Below are 14,104 nucleotides of genomic sequence, written 5' to 3' on the forward strand. Positions count from 1 at the left end.
TCTTAGTATATCGCCGTGCTGCTCATTAGGCTATTTCATCAGTGTTTTAATGGCTTTTAAGTATTGTTCAGCTTGCATTTGGCCATTTTTTGATTCACGCAGGCTTAAATTCCACTGCGCAATCGCCGGACTCAGTTGCCCTGCATCTTCAATCGCATTAATTTTTTCGATCAAAGTATTGGCGAAAATACCCAATAATATTTTTGAGCTATCAATCATCAATTGCTTAATCGCATTTAAGCGCTCGATATCTAAAGGCATTACTGCAAGTTGAGGGCGATTGGTGTCAATGCTAATGACATCATTAGGCACGGGTATTGGCTGAATCAATAAAGGGGTGGCGCTGGCTTGGCCAATTAAACCTAATTTAAGCAATTCGTCAATTAATCGATCCAGTTCAATGGTTGCGAGTAATTGACTGAGTTGCGCATGGCTCTTTTTGCCATCGATGAGAATCAAGGCCTGTCTTTGTTTGCTCAATAATCCGTGTTGGCGCGTTGCAATTTCATGTTCACCCGCCGCCGTTTTGCAGTAGATGATACTGAGTTGATTCGCGGTGGATAGCATGATTCATCGGCTCGTTTGACGTGAAAACCAGCAGAATAATGACAATGTGTTTCACGAGTAAGACGAATTGCTTTTGTTTGTTGTCAGTTTTTGGCGGGTCATGGCGATTTGATCGCTCGGATCTTGGCCGATCAGCAGCGAGACTTAAGCTGAGCTTTTGGTAAAAATCGCGAGACGGATCATTTCAGGATGATTTCAATGCTGACACTAAGACGAATTGTATATTCTTTTTTAGTATATTAATTTAATTAAAAAATATTAATGATTATATGTAAAGCATGACATGATCATTTTCATCTTTTACTTTTTGGTGAATTATCATGCATAAAACAACCGTGCTGCTCCTTGCTTTAGCCATTACAGCGCCCAGTTACGCTGCCAATATCGAGTTGCTGAATGTGTCTTATGATCCAACCCGAGAGCTTTATCAAGATTACAACAAAGCTTTTTCGGCTTACTACAAAAAGAAAACCGGCGACGACGTAACAATTAAACAATCGCACGGTGGCTCGGGTAAACAGGCGCGTTCAGTGCTCGATGGTTTGGATGCCGATATTGTGACCTTGGCTTTAGCTTCTGACATTGATGTCTTGGCCGAGCATGGCAAATTGCTCAAACCCGATTGGCAAAAGCAGTTTCCTGACAACGCTTCGCCCTATACATCGACGATTTTATTTTTAGTCAAAAAGGGCAATCCCAAAGGGATTAAAGATTGGAATGATTTAATTCGTGCCGATGTGAAAGTGATTACCCCAAATCCAAAAACTTCGGGCGGGGCGCGCTGGAATTATTTGGCAGCGTGGGGTTGGGCCAAAAAGAATTATGGCTCGGATGAAAAAGCCCGCGAATTTGTGCAAAAACTATATAAGAATGTACCGGTTTTAGATACTGGCGCACGGGGCTCAACCGTGACCTTTACGCAGCGTGGTATTGGCGATGTTTTGGTGACGTGGGAAAACGAGGCTGAATTGGTATTTCGTGAATTAGGCCGCGATCAATTTGAAATAATTGCGCCGTCATTGTCGATTAAAGCGGAACCACCGGTGGCGATTGTTGATAAAAATGTAGATCGAAAAGGTAGCCGTAAAGTCGCGACTGAATACCTCAATTATTTGTATTCCAAAGCAGGCCAAGAAATCGCCGCGCAAAATTATTATCGACCGATTGATAAAGAGATTGCCGCTAAATATGCCAAGCAATTTCCGGTGATTCAACGTTTTGATATTGATGATGTTTTTGGTGGTTGGCGCAAAGCGCAAAAGTTGCATTTTGCCGATGGCGGTATCTTTGATCAAATCACTAATGCCAACCAATAAACACATCGCTATTTGAGCCGCAGTGTTTTGGCCGTGCAATAAGCCAAACCATTGCGGCGGATTGTCGCGTTCGATGTTGAGCAAGTCTTTGTTTTTATTCAAATTAAAATTAAATTCAAACAAAAAGAATATAGAAATAGATTTATATTCTTTGTCGCGCTACTACCAAGTTGTTACAGTCGCTCGTATTCAAATAAAGGAAGCGCATCATGTCCAAATTTAAACAAATCGTATTGGCGATTTCGCTCAGTGGTTTAACTGCATTCAGTTGGGCTGATACCACGGTATTGAATGTGTCGTATGACGTGATGCGTGATTTTTATAAAGACTATAACCCGGTTTTTCAAAAATATTACGAAGCGAAATACAAAGATAAATTAACCATTCAGCAATCGCATGGTGGTTCAAGTAAACAAGCGCGCTCGGTGATTGATGGGCTAGAAGCGGATGTGGTCACGATGAATCAAAGTACCGATATTGATGCCATTGTGGAAAAAGGCCGACAAATTAATCCGGGCTGGGAAAAGAAATACGCTGATGAAGCGGCGCCTTTTTCGAGTCTGCAAGTTTTAATTGTGCGTAAAGGCAATCCGAAGGGTATTAAAGATTGGGCGGACTTGATTAAACCGAATGTGCAAGTGGTGGTGCCAAATCCGAAAACCAGTGGCAATGGCCGCTATACCTTTTTGGCCGCATGGGGCGCAGCGCTCAAGCAAAATGGCGGCAATGAAGCCAAAGCGCGTGAATTTACTCGTGCGGTCTTTGCCAATGTGCCGTTGCTTGATGCCGGTGGTCGCGCAGCAACGACGACCTTTATGCAGCGGCAAATGGGCGATGTATTGGTGACGTTTGAAAACGAAGCCGAAATGATTGCGCGTGAGTTTGGCCGGGGTAATTTTGAAGTGATTTATCCATCGGTGTCGATTGACGCGGATTTGCCGGTGGCGGTGGTGGATAAAGTGGTTGATAAACGCGGTACGCGCAAAGTGGCGGATGAATATTTACGCTACCTCTGGAGCCCAGAAGGACAAGAAGTCGCCGCACAAAACTATCTACGCCCACGCAATGCCGCAGTGAGCGCCAAATATGCCAAGCAGTTTCCACCGATTAAATTATTTGGTGTGGCTGAGTTTGGTGGCATGAAAGCGGCGCAGAAAAAGTTCTTTGACGACGGCGCAATTTACGACCAAATCTCGGCAGAAATCGCTAAAAATCGTTGATGCAGGTCGATGGGAAACTTGGGTATATCCGTCTAGCCTTTGCTAATCATAGATTTGATAGATATACCCATAAGAAGGTGATGTTCAGATTTGGTGTTGATGCTTACATCACAAGCGCTTGAGCCGATCGACTGCAGCTCCTTCCCCCTCGATGGGGGAAGGTTGGGATGGGGGTGTTGAGCTGACAAAACACGCCGGCGGATCACCCTCACCCTAACCCTCTCCCATCAAGGGAGAGGGAATGCCGCGACGCTGACCATCAGCACGCAATCTGAACATTGCCATAAGGAATCAGTATGAAATGGAAGCAAAGCAGCGTTTTACCCGGGTTTAATTTATCGCTCGGCTATAGCGTGCTGTATTTATCGTTGATTGTCTTGCTGCCATTGGCCGCTTTGATTAGTAAATCGATGGGTTTGGATTGGGCGTCGTTTTGGGCCATTGTCACCGAGCCGCGGGTGGTGGCCAGTTATAAAGTCACTTTTGGCGCTTCATTGATCGCGGCGCTGATTAATCTATTTGTCGGTTTGCTGATTGCTTGGGTGTTGGTGCGCTATGCCTTTCCCGGCAAACGCTTTATCGACGCCTTGGTGGATTTGCCATTTGCATTGCCTACGGCGGTGGCAGGGATTGCTTTGGCTACGCTGTATGCGCCCAATGGTTTTTTGGGTGCGCCGTTAGATCGGCTCGGCATCAAGATTGCGTTTACCCCGGCCGGCATTGTGTTGGCGCTGACCTTTATCACCTTGCCGTTTGTGGTGCGCACGGTGCAGCCAGTGCTCGAGGACATGGAAAAAGAGCTTGAAGAAGCGGCATCTAGCTTGGGGGCGACCCGCTGGCAGATTTTTTGCAAAGTGATTTTACCGACGATTTTTCCGGCGCTATTGACCGGATTCACGCTGGCCTTTGCTCGGGCGATTGGTGAGTTTGGTTCGGTGATTTTTATTGCGGGCAATATGCCGTTTAAATCCGAAATCACGCCTTTGATGATTATCTCCAAATTGGAGCAATACGATTATTTGGGCGCTACAGCAATTGCGGTGGTGATGCTGGTGGTTTCATTTGCATTATTACTACTGATTAATGGTTTGCAGTGGTGGATGACACGGCATCGTCGCTAGTTTAGGGGAATAAAATGGCAACACAGATTGCAAAAAGAGTAGTTACGACTGAAGCGCCGTGGGTGCGCTATACGCTGACCGGCTTGGCTTTGTTATTGATCGGCTTCATGCTGATTATCCCGTTGTTTTCGGTGTTTTTTGAAGCTTTGCATCAAGGCTGGGGCTTGTATCAAGCGGCCTTGGTTGAAAGCGATGCGCTGGCGGCGATTCAACTCACGCTGATGGTGGCGGCGATTGCGCTGCCGTTAAATTTAACCTTTGGTGTGGCTGCCGCATGGGCGATTGCCAAGTTTGAATTTAAAGGCAAAAGCCTGTTGATTACCTTAATTGACTTGCCGTTTGCCGTGTCGCCGGTGGTGGCGGGTTTGATTTATGTGCTGCTATTTGGCGCGCAGGGCTGGTGGGGCGAGTGGCTGGCCGAACACAATATTAAGGTCATTTTTGCCGTTCCCGGCATTGTCTTGGCAACGATTTTTGTGACGTTTCCGTTTGTGGCGCGTGAGTTGATTCCATTGATGCAGGCGCAAGGCTCTGATGAAGAACAAGCGGCGCTGGTGCTCGGTGCAAGCGGTTGGCAAACGTTTTGGTATGTCACCTTACCCAATATTAAATGGGGCTTGCTCTATGGCGTGATTTTGGCCAATGCCCGGGCGATGGGGGAGTTTGGTGCGGTGTCGGTGGTGTCGGGGCATATTCGCGGCATGACCAATACGGTGCCGTTGCACGTTGAGATTTTGTACAACGAATACAATTTTGTCGGTGCTTTTGCCTGCGCGTCGATTTTGGCTTTATTGGCGCTACTGACTTTGGCAATCAAAAGCTATATCGAGTGGCGTACCGAGCAGCAAGCAATCGCCGATCGTCGTTCGGCAACGCAAGCCTAAATCAAGCACCGTGTCGCCCAATTGAGCTCAATTGAACCCAATTGAAAGTCGCGGCACGGCAAAGCAAAAATCGATCAAAAACCGAATAGATCAGTCACCGTATTGGTGGTCTTAGCATATCGCCCTGATACGGTGGCACGAGGAATAAACCATGAGCATCGAAATTCGCAATATCGTTAAAACATTTGGCGACTTTAAAGCGCTCAATGACTTGAGCTTGAATGTTGCATCTGGAGAATTAATTGCATTGCTTGGCCCATCCGGTTGCGGCAAAACGTCTTTGCTGCGGGTGATTGCTGGGCTAGAAACGCCAGACTCTGGGCAGATTTTATTTCACGGCGAAGATACCACCGATAGGCATGTGCGTGAACGCCAAGTGGGCTTTGTCTTTCAGCACTATGCCCTGTTTCGCCATATGACAGTATTTGAGAACGTGGCGTTTGGCCTACGCGTGCGCCCGAAATCCACTCGGCCGAGCGATGCGGAAATCAAACGCAAAGTGCATGAATTACTCAATCTGGTGCAACTCGATTGGTTGGCCGATCGTTATCCTGCGCAACTGTCTGGCGGGCAAAGACAGCGCATTGCATTAGCGCGGGCTTTGGCGGTTGAACCTAAAGTCTTGCTGCTCGATGAGCCATTTGGCGCGCTCGACACCAAGGTACGTAAAGAGTTACGCCGTTGGTTGCGCCGCCTACACGATGAAATCAATGTCACCTCGGTATTTGTGACCCACGATCAAGAAGAAGCACTAGAAGTCGCCGATCGCGTGGTGGTGATGAATCAAGGCCAAATTGAGCAAATTGGTACGCCAAGCCAAGTTTACGACACGCCAGCCAGCCCGTTTGTGTATCAATTTTTGGGCGATGTGAATTTATTTCATTCTCGGGTACACGAAGGCTGGGCCAAGGTGGGCAGCGCTCAATTTGCCGCCGAGCCAGGCGAGCACGCTACCGTGTATGTGCGCCCGCACGAAATTGATTTGAGCCGTATTGCCAGCCTGCATGCGATTGAAGGCACCATCACCCATATTCGTTTATTGGGCGCGACGGTGAGGCTTGAAGTTGAAGTGGCAGATCATGAAGTAGTTGAAGTTGAACTCACCCGCGAGCGACAACTCGAAGGCGCGTGGCAAGTCGCCGAAACCGTTTACCTCGTACCACGCGAAGTCAAAATCAGCACCGCAGTTTAATGCGTTTAGCTCAGCCCAATATCAAGGTGGATATTGGGTGAGCGATGAACCTACACCCTTGCCATTAACGAAGTCATTGTCATTAGGCAATGACTTCTATTTTTTGGCCGCTCATTACGACAAACGATGGTTAATGCAACGATACATACAGCTAAGTCGTGTGATTTTGGTGGGCAAGTTAAACTGGCTATCAGCGACCATTGTCGGCCCAGAAAAGAAAGTGTTTGTAGCTTGGTGCTGAGCTTGCGAAGCCCAACAATCGCGGTAAACGTTGGGCTGCATTTCATTTAGCCCAACCTACGTGCTGTAGATATTAAAAGTAATTAGTTTTTGTTTTTATTCGTCACTTTTATTTTGGATTTTTTATGCTTAATAAGTTATGTATTTTATTTTTTTCTATCACTGTTGTTTTTAATCAAGCCGGAGCCGAAGGTATTGATTTTGCCGAAATAATAAAAAACATAAAGCCAACAAAGGAAGAACTATTAAAAGAAAATAAACGGATGCAGGTTGTGACGAAAAAAGCTAACAATGGAAATATGAATGCTCAGTATGAGTTAGGCTTATATGAGAATTCGCGTGGAAATGGCACTGTTGCTGCTGTTTGGTTCCTTGCCGCTGCTCAGCAAGGTTTAGCTGAAGCTCAGTTTAAAATAGGCCAGAAGGAATATATTGGTAGGGATATTCCACAAAATAAAGATAATGCGATTACTTGGTTTCAAATGGCAGGAAACCAAGGCCATGCAGAAGCTCAAATAATGAGTGGCTTTATGTATCAGAATGGAGAGGCTGGAGCAAAAGACGATATTACGGCGGCTAATTGGTATGCAAAGTCTATAGGTAGTGGGGATTTAAGGGGGCGTTTTTTATTGGCTACAATGTATGCAAATGGTTCTGGCGTTGAGAAAAACTTAATAATTGCTTATGGCTTAGCTAATGGCACTACTTTTGATCCATCTTTTGTTAGTAAGCTTGAAGATATATTAACAGTTGAGGAGAAGAAGCTAGGGCAGTGCCTTACAAGGCTTATTAGCCGAAATTTAAGTTTAGACGATGCGGTAATTATACTAGACTCCCCATCTTTAAATGGGAAATGTTAATAAAATCAAAGGGGTCAGAGTCGATTGATTTGCTTTCACCACGTACGTCGCAATACTGTAGGGTGCTGATGAGCGTAGCGAATCGCGCCGTTGCGATGTTTATTTACGGCTAATGCGGCGCAATTCGCTGCGCTCATTGTCGCCCTACGGCAGATTTAACTCGGCGGACATCTGCCACCCACCAAACCATTTAAGCGGTGACTTTGGCGGTGCAGCATTTGCTCCGTGCCGATTTCATGCCTAAGCAAACAACTCGTTTTCTGCATGAAAGAGGCCGGATCTGGTTTTTTACTGAGTTAAAGCTTACCAATTGGTCTCGCGCTCGGGGCTGGTTGAGGTTTGGTGGATGCTTAAGTCGGCGCCGTTAAATTCTTCTTCGTCAGTCAGACGAATGCCGACGGTTTTTTTCAATACGCCATACACCAGATAGCCACCAGCAAAAGCAATTACCACGCCGAGTAGGGTGCCGACCAATTGCGCTAGGATACTTACCCCACCTATACCGCCCAAGTAGGTGCTACCAAAAATTCCTGCAGCAATACCCCCCCATGCACCGCAAATACCATGCAGTGGCCAGACGCCAAGTACGTCGTCGATTTTCCAGCGGTTTTGCGTCAGGGTAAATAGCCAAACAAACAGTCCGCCGGCAATGCCGCCAACAACCAGCGCGCCTAAGGGATGCATGATGTCGGAGCCGGCACACACTGCGACTAAGCCGGCGAGTGGGCCGTTATGAATAAAGCCCGGATCGTTTTTGCCGACCACGGTGGCGACTAAGGTGCCGCCGACCATCGCCATGAGTGAGTTCATGGCCACTAGGCCGGAAATGCCTTCGATTTTTTGCGCGCTCATCACGTTAAAGCCAAACCAGCCGACGATCAAAATCCAAGCGCCTAAGGCTAAAAATGGGATGCTTGATGGTGGATGCGCGGCGATACGGCCTTCTTTGCTGTAACGACCACGGCGCGCGCCCAGATGCAGCACGGCGGCAAGGCCAATCCAACCGCCGACGGCATGCACCACCACCGAGCCGGCAAAGTCATGAAAGGGCGCGCCAAACCAAGCTTTAAACACATCTTGCATGCCGAAATTATTATTCCACACCATGCCTTCAAAAAAGGGATAGATAAAGCCGACCAGTAAAAAAGTCGCTGCCGATTGTGGATGAAACTTGGCGCGCTCGGCAATGCCGCCAGAAACAATGGCCGGAATGGCGGCAGCAAAAGTGAGTAAAAAGAAAAATCGAACCAGCTCAAAACCATGGTTTTGCAGCATGTCGCTGGCGGGGCCAAAAAAATGCACGCCGTAGGCGATGCCGTAGCCAATAAAAAAATAAGCGATGGCGGATACGGCAAAGTCGGTCAAAATTTTAACTAAGGCATTGACCTGATTTTTTTTGCGTACCGTACCTAATTCCAAAAAAGCAAAGCCGGCATGCATCGCCAAAATCATAATGGCGCCTAATAAAATAAATAAAACGTCGACACTACTCGCACTCATTGCTTGCTCCCTTAGTGATCAGCTTGAAAACGGATCGGCACTAAAAGCAAGCATTATGCCATTGCCATCAAGTGATTGATTTAATAGGTTTATGGCATTGGGTGCGGCAGATTGGTGCTCGATTACTGGCACTGCTGGTGCCAGCGGCGTGCCGCAATGGTGCGTTCGAGTTTATTTTGGTGCGCTTTTTTGCCGTGCATGGCGAAAATAGCGGGTGTTGGCATAAAAGTCGGCGTCTTGCTCGGGCCACCATTGCGGGATGCCCAAATAAGGCAGTGGCGGCAATTGGCGCGGGGTTTGTAGCGCGTGTTGCTCGATTTGTTCGGCAATTCGGCGATCGAGTTCTTGGCGCTGCGCGATTAAATCAAGCGCAAAAAAATCTGTATCGACTTGAATCGGCCAGCATTTACCGGTTAGGCCAATAAATGGTTGTAATAGGTTCTCTAGCGTAGCGTGGCCAAAAACAAAGGCGCTGATTTCTTGGCCCCATGCTTTGGCTTCGTCAACAAATAAGGTCTGCCATTGATGCGCGACCATCAGCTCAAGCAGCGCCGGGCGGCTATACGGCAAAATTAGGCCGCATTCATCAAATAAGGTGGCGGCATCGCGTACTGGCCCACGGATTTTGCTATCGGGATCGGCTTGCATCGCTTTAAAGTGCAGCGCATTGAGTGCCACTTTGCTTTTGGGATAGGCTTGCCAAATGGTGGCGTTAAACGTGTCATGCCAGTTTAAGCGCGTCGCGACACGGCCTTTTTGGTAGATTTCAAGCTCGTAATATTCGGTGATGCTATCGGGATCAACAAACTGAATACGTGCGCCACCGTGAGTTTGGATCGGCTCGCTGACCGTTAGCCAATCGGCGTGCAATGGGGCTTGGGAAAAGCGTTGTAGATAGGGTAAAACCGGTGCAAAAGCAGGGGTGGTCGAGAAAAAATCAAGGGGCCAAGAGGTCATAAAATTCAAAAATCAAGCAGGGTTAAACAGTGCGAAGTTTAACCCTGATCGGGCGCTTAAGCTAAAACTTTCAATGCTGCTTCATAGTTAGGCTCGTCTTTAATGTCGGCAACGAGTTCAGCATGCAGCACTTGATCATTGCCATCCAACACAATCACCGCACGTGCAGCAACGCCAGCCAGTGGTGCGCTGGTGATGTCAACGCCGTAATTGGCCAAAAACTCACGGCCGCGCATGGTGGATAAATTCACTACATTTTCAATGCCTTCGGCACCGCAAAAGCGGCTTTGCGCGAATGGCAAATCAGCAGAAATGCACAATACCACGGTGTTTTCGAGTTTGGCGGCCGACTCGTTGAAATGACGCACTGACATCGCGCAAGTTGGGGTGTCAACGCTAGGGAAAATATTCAAAACTTTACGTTTGCCGGCCAGACTGGCCAAGCTCACGTCAGAAAGATCTTTAGCCACCAAGCTAAATGCCGGTGCGATGCTGCCAACGGTAGGGAAAGTACCGTTGAGGGTGACTGGATTGCCACCAAGAGTCACTGATGCCATGTAATGCTCCTTAGTTTTATATGAATGCTGCATGAAAGTAAGTGGGGCTGTTTAAGTAAAAAAAAAGCACCGCAGCGCTGATTTAATCTTATTTTCTTTGGATGAAAGTTGCGGGGTAAGTCGGGCATACTTTGCCGACGCAAAAACGCCAAGATGGATCAAGACCCAATCTTGGCGGTGTATTGCTGATTTTATTCGACGCTCAGGACTTCTATTTCGGTGACGACGATCGCTGGTGGATCGAGTAAATCCAGTGCCGATTGATAGTTGGGCTCGGCATTGAGATCACTCACCAGCTCGGAATACAAAATGGTGTCGTCGACATCCAGCGCAAATAAGGCGGTGGTCATCAGGCCCGATAGTGGAATATCGGTAATCATCACGCCGTAGTCTTTATGAAAATCACGCCCGCGTAGGGTCGACATCAGCTGGATTTTACGAAAGCCTTCGCTATCCATAATGCGTGATAGTGCATAGGGGGTATCGACCGATACCGTCATGATGACGGTGTTTTTCAGCAGATACCCAATGGTTTCGAGTTTTCTAGCAATGGTTAAGCCAATCGCCGCATCTAAGCTGGGCACCACGGCGATGAGTTTTCTTTGCCCCCAAAATTTGGATAGTGGCACATCGAGTAATTGAATGTCGACCAGCATAAAGCTATGTGCGGTTTCACCAGCGCGGGGAAACCGACCACCAATACTGACTGGGGTGCTATTGAGCATAACGGTCGACATGGATGATCTCCGGAATTAATTTGTCAGTATGACTTTGATTGTCATAAAAACAAGCAATCTTAATAAAACCAGAACAGAGAATAGCCGGTGGAATGTAACTCGCCTAAATCAAGCTGTAAGAATGCAGGGATTTCTTCGTTGGCTTCGATACGGTCTTGCTGACGCTCGTTTTGCACTAAATACTGCTTGGCGGTGAACACTTTGCGCACGATAACGCGTTCATTGTCATCGGTCAGTGTGAGCTCTAGCTTGGGCAAGGCTTGAGCAAAAGGCGCAAGATTCCGTAAGGTGGCATTGAGCTGAATTAAGCGCGGATTATTGGGGATGAAGCTGAGCTCTGAATATTCCGAGCGCAGTAATTGCGCTTTTTGTGGCAGCGGCATAGTGCAATCGAGCTTGGCGCACAGGGCCAAATATTTGGGGCGTAAAATAGGAAAATCTTGGCTGAGCTCCAGCCGGAATTGATACAGCAATTGCAACACCAAAATCATCAATGCCAAGAAGCTAGCTAGCGCCCACCATCCGGTGTGTTGCGCGGTTTTTTTGTTGGGGATAAATAAATCGTCATCGCTGAGAATCGGCTGATATTCAGCTTGTTCAGCTTGATTGTCGATTTCAACTTGGCTTGGCTTTGGTGCGCTGCTTAGCGGCGGACGGATCTCTTCTGTCTGCGCTACAGCGGCCAAAGCCAGTTCAATTTCCATTGCCAGTGTCGGGTCTTGTGCTGCGCTTGGCGCAATGGGTGTTTCTACGTGGCTTGGCGCTACGCGGTCTTTCTCGAGTGCGGGCTCGTCACTGCGGCGAGTGTTGCGAGCGAGCACTTCAAATTGGAGTAAATCGATTTCTTGGGCAATATCATCGGGTATATTGCTGTCGTCTTTGTTGATTAAAGGCTGTGGCTCAATACCCTGATGATTAGTGAGTGTGTCGCTGGGCTCAAATACAGTTGCGATGGTGTCATGGCGGAGTGGATCTTCGGGCTCAGCTGGAAATGCTGGCGCGGATAGTGCGCTGCTAACTGGCTCGCTGGTAACGGTCTCGCTGGTAACGGCCTCGCTGGCGATGATTTCACTGGCATTGATTTCATCGGTAATGGCGTCGTCAGACGAGTTTGGCCCATTGTCAGCAATGGGCGCTTGCATAAAATCAGGGGCATGAAACACAAACGCACAGCGGCCACAGCGCACCTTACCTTGGTGCGCTGCGAGCTGCTGATCTGTTACCCGAAAAGCGGTGCTGCAATTGGGGCAGCAGGTGATTTGGTTCATGCGCGAAATTTACTCATTCAGCAGATTGGTGAGTACCGGAGAGGCAAACCCAACCTTCGTGCTCGGCAGCGGGCGCAAAATCAAACCATTGGCTGTAAATGGCGATAATTTCATGCGCTTGTTCGGCCAAAATGCCCGATAGCACAATTTTGCCACCGCTACGGCAACGGCTGGCCAGTAATGGCGCTAATGCTTTGAGCGGATTGGTCAGAATATTGGCCACGACCACGTCATAGGTTTTGCTCGGTGCGGCATCAGGCAAATAAAACTGCGCCACCACGTTGTTTTGTTCGGCATTTTGCCGGCTGGCGGTCATCGCTTGGGCATCGATATCGACGCCATCGGTGTCACCCGCGCCAAGTTTGAGCGCTGAAATCGCTAAAATCCCGCTGCCACAGCCGTAATCAAGCACGTTTTCACCACCAACGAGGTTGGCGTCTAGCCACTGCAAACACAGGCGAGTCGTTGGGTGGCTGCCGGTACCAAAGGCTAAGCCCGGGTCAAGCTGGATGCTCACTGCAGTGGGATCTGGGCATTCGTGCCATGTTGGGGTAATCCACAGACGCGGTGAAATTGGAATCGGATCAAATTGCGATTGGGTTAAGCGCACCCAATCTTGATCGGCGACGTCGACAATTTCAAAATGCGGCGCAGGCAGCTGCAGGACTTGCGCTGCATGCTCAACAATGGTGGCAACATCCATGTCAACGTCAAACAGCGCCACTACAATGCTGGTTTCCCACAGTTGATCGACCGGTTCACCCGGTTCGCCAAAAATCGGTTTTTCAGCGTCGGTGCCCGCTGCTGCGTCTTCAATCGACACGGAAAGCGCGCCCAAATCAAATAAGGTGTCCGAATAGCCTTCTGCTTGTGCAGAATCGGTTGTTAGGCGGAGTTCTTGCCATGCCATGATGCGGTTCCTAAGTTCGGTAGGGACGTATTTTGCCACGAACCGCACCCGCTCGACGAAAAAGCTTGTTGTGCTTGTTTACTTGGCATCGCAACGAAGTTGAGGATGGGCTACAAAATCGCAGTCAAAGTCCACGCTTAAGCCAATACGATCAACTCGCCATACAGCAAATAGCATGCCGTTAGCGCCAGCAACGAAGCCATGATGCCGTTAAATAGTTTGAGGTTTTTTGGCACCAGCAAATGGTGGCGTAATGCATCACCCAACCACGCCCATACGGCAATACACGGCAAATTAATCAGCGCGCAAATCAGCGCCAAACTGAGTACCGCGCCCAGATTTGCTGGCCCGTGCGGCAAAAACAAAATCACCGTATTGAGGACCATCACCCACGCTTTGGGATTGATCCACTGAAACGCCGCCGCCGCCAAAAACGACATCGGCCGCGCAACTTGTTGGCCTTCGGGTGAGGCGGCACGCCAAATCTGCATTGACAACCACAGCAAGTAAGCGCAACCGATGACGCCCAAAATCGGCCGAACGCTACTGAGTACCGCCATTATCCACGCCAAAAACATGCCGACTAAAAACACCTGCACCGCATGGCCAATACTAATTCCCAGCAGATGCGGTAGGGTGCGGCGAAAACCAAAATTGCCACCTGAAGCGGCGAGCATTAAATTATTCGGTCCCGGCGTGACCGACATAATGGCGACATAAGTTAGTAATGCAATATTCAGCACAAGCACCTCGGCAAAAAAATGAGCCTTGATAG

Annotated in this window: 14 protein-coding genes; 6 read left to right on the top strand and 8 right to left on the bottom strand. The window is 48.4% G+C overall.

The genetic code is table 11. From position 1 onward, the window contains the following. Nucleotides 1-30: 30 nt before the first annotated feature. Nucleotides 31-567, bottom strand: a complete 537-nt coding sequence (locus LG219_RS05080; RefSeq protein WP_226763450.1) for a hypothetical protein — start codon at nt 565-567, stop codon at nt 31-33. A gap of 320 nt (nt 568-887) precedes the next feature. On the opposite strand from LG219_RS05080, the gene LG219_RS05085 reads away from it, so the two are divergent. From LG219_RS05085 to LG219_RS05110, 6 genes are all read left to right on the top strand, one after another. Then, complete coding sequence (locus tag LG219_RS05085; protein ID WP_226763451.1) at nt 888-1,883, top strand: sulfate ABC transporter substrate-binding protein; 996 nt, start codon at nt 888-890, stop codon at nt 1,881-1,883. A 209-nt stretch (nt 1,884-2,092) separates the two neighbouring features. Then, a complete protein-coding gene (locus LG219_RS05090) occupies nt 2,093-3,103 on the top strand; it encodes a sulfate ABC transporter substrate-binding protein (RefSeq protein ID WP_226763452.1) in 1,011 nt (336 codons plus the stop codon). A gap of 296 nt (nt 3,104-3,399) precedes the next feature. Next, a complete protein-coding gene (cysT, locus tag LG219_RS05095) occupies nt 3,400-4,224 on the top strand; it encodes a sulfate ABC transporter permease subunit CysT (RefSeq protein WP_226763453.1) in 825 nt (274 codons plus the stop codon). A 14-nt stretch (nt 4,225-4,238) separates the two neighbouring features. Continuing rightward, nucleotides 4,239-5,108 carry a sulfate ABC transporter permease subunit CysW gene (cysW, locus tag LG219_RS05100; protein WP_226763454.1) on the top strand — a complete coding sequence of 290 codons (870 nt, stop codon included), beginning with the start codon at nt 4,239-4,241 and terminating at the stop codon, nt 5,106-5,108. 151 nt (nt 5,109-5,259) lie between these two features. Continuing rightward, nucleotides 5,260-6,300: a sulfate/molybdate ABC transporter ATP-binding protein gene (locus LG219_RS05105; protein ID WP_226763455.1), complete on the top strand. Its 1,041-nt coding sequence runs from the start codon at nt 5,260-5,262 to the stop codon at nt 6,298-6,300. A 365-nt stretch (nt 6,301-6,665) separates the two neighbouring features. Further along, a complete protein-coding gene (locus LG219_RS05110; protein WP_226763456.1) occupies nt 6,666-7,400 on the top strand; it encodes a tetratricopeptide repeat protein in 735 nt (244 codons plus the stop codon). Between the two features lie 303 nt (nt 7,401-7,703). On the opposite strand, the gene LG219_RS05115 is transcribed toward LG219_RS05110, so the two are convergent. The 7 genes from LG219_RS05115 to LG219_RS05145 all read right to left on the bottom strand — a co-directional run bounded on the left by LG219_RS05115 (nt 7,704) and on the right by LG219_RS05145 (nt 14,072). Further along, on the bottom strand, nt 7,704-8,900 hold the full coding sequence (locus LG219_RS05115; RefSeq protein ID WP_226763457.1) for an ammonium transporter: 1,197 nt from the start codon (nt 8,898-8,900) through the stop codon (nt 7,704-7,706). Between the two features lie 171 nt (nt 8,901-9,071). Then, nucleotides 9,072-9,857, bottom strand: a complete 786-nt coding sequence (locus LG219_RS05120; RefSeq protein ID WP_226763458.1) for a DUF3025 domain-containing protein — start codon at nt 9,855-9,857, stop codon at nt 9,072-9,074. 56 nt (nt 9,858-9,913) lie between these two features. Then, nucleotides 9,914-10,414 (bottom strand): thiol peroxidase, encoded by a 501-nt coding sequence (tpx, locus tag LG219_RS05125; RefSeq protein WP_226763459.1) that lies wholly within the window; start codon nt 10,412-10,414, stop codon nt 9,914-9,916. A 191-nt stretch (nt 10,415-10,605) separates the two neighbouring features. Further along, nucleotides 10,606-11,151, bottom strand: coding sequence for a thiol peroxidase (gene tpx, locus LG219_RS05130; protein ID WP_226763460.1), 546 nt, complete (start codon nt 11,149-11,151; stop codon nt 10,606-10,608). A 59-nt stretch (nt 11,152-11,210) separates the two neighbouring features. Next, complete coding sequence (locus LG219_RS05135) at nt 11,211-12,419, bottom strand: DUF3426 domain-containing protein (RefSeq protein WP_226763461.1); 1,209 nt, start codon at nt 12,417-12,419, stop codon at nt 11,211-11,213. Nucleotides 12,420-12,432: 13 nt separating this feature from the next. Then, nucleotides 12,433-13,329 (bottom strand): 50S ribosomal protein L11 methyltransferase, encoded by an 897-nt coding sequence (gene prmA, locus LG219_RS05140; protein WP_226763462.1) that lies wholly within the window; start codon nt 13,327-13,329, stop codon nt 12,433-12,435. Between the two features lie 137 nt (nt 13,330-13,466). Then, on the bottom strand, nt 13,467-14,072 hold the full coding sequence (locus LG219_RS05145; protein ID WP_226763463.1) for a LysE family translocator: 606 nt from the start codon (nt 14,070-14,072) through the stop codon (nt 13,467-13,469). Nucleotides 14,073-14,104: the final 32 nt, after the last annotated feature.

Source organism: Deefgea salmonis, from assembly GCF_020531905.1.
Lineage (GTDB): Bacteria > Pseudomonadota > Gammaproteobacteria > Burkholderiales > Chitinibacteraceae > Deefgea > Deefgea salmonis.

Bases quoted from the DNA above. Each gene is read 5' to 3' on its own strand.
- prmA (WP_226763462.1), bottom strand. From the start codon at position 13,329: ATGGCATGGCAAGAACTCCGCCTAACAACCGATTCTGCACAAGCAGAA.
- LG219_RS05080 (WP_226763450.1), bottom strand. From the start codon at position 567: ATGCTATCCACCGCGAATCAACTCAGTATCATCTACTGCAAAACGGCG.
- tpx (WP_226763459.1), bottom strand. From the start codon at position 10,414: ATGGCATCAGTGACTCTTGGTGGCAATCCAGTCACCCTCAACGGTACT.
- LG219_RS05085 (WP_226763451.1), top strand. From the start codon at position 888: ATGCATAAAACAACCGTGCTGCTCCTTGCTTTAGCCATTACAGCGCCC.
- LG219_RS05110 (WP_226763456.1), top strand. From the start codon at position 6,666: ATGCTTAATAAGTTATGTATTTTATTTTTTTCTATCACTGTTGTTTTT.
- LG219_RS05120 (WP_226763458.1), bottom strand. From the start codon at position 9,857: ATGACCTCTTGGCCCCTTGATTTTTTCTCGACCACCCCTGCTTTTGCA.
- cysW (WP_226763454.1), top strand. From the start codon at position 4,239: ATGGCAACACAGATTGCAAAAAGAGTAGTTACGACTGAAGCGCCGTGG.
- LG219_RS05135 (WP_226763461.1), bottom strand. From the start codon at position 12,419: ATGAACCAAATCACCTGCTGCCCCAATTGCAGCACCGCTTTTCGGGTA.
- LG219_RS05090 (WP_226763452.1), top strand. From the start codon at position 2,093: ATGTCCAAATTTAAACAAATCGTATTGGCGATTTCGCTCAGTGGTTTA.
- LG219_RS05105 (WP_226763455.1), top strand. From the start codon at position 5,260: ATGAGCATCGAAATTCGCAATATCGTTAAAACATTTGGCGACTTTAAA.
- tpx (WP_226763460.1), bottom strand. From the start codon at position 11,151: ATGTCGACCGTTATGCTCAATAGCACCCCAGTCAGTATTGGTGGTCGG.
- cysT (WP_226763453.1), top strand. From the start codon at position 3,400: ATGAAATGGAAGCAAAGCAGCGTTTTACCCGGGTTTAATTTATCGCTC.
- LG219_RS05115 (WP_226763457.1), bottom strand. From the start codon at position 8,900: ATGAGTGCGAGTAGTGTCGACGTTTTATTTATTTTATTAGGCGCCATT.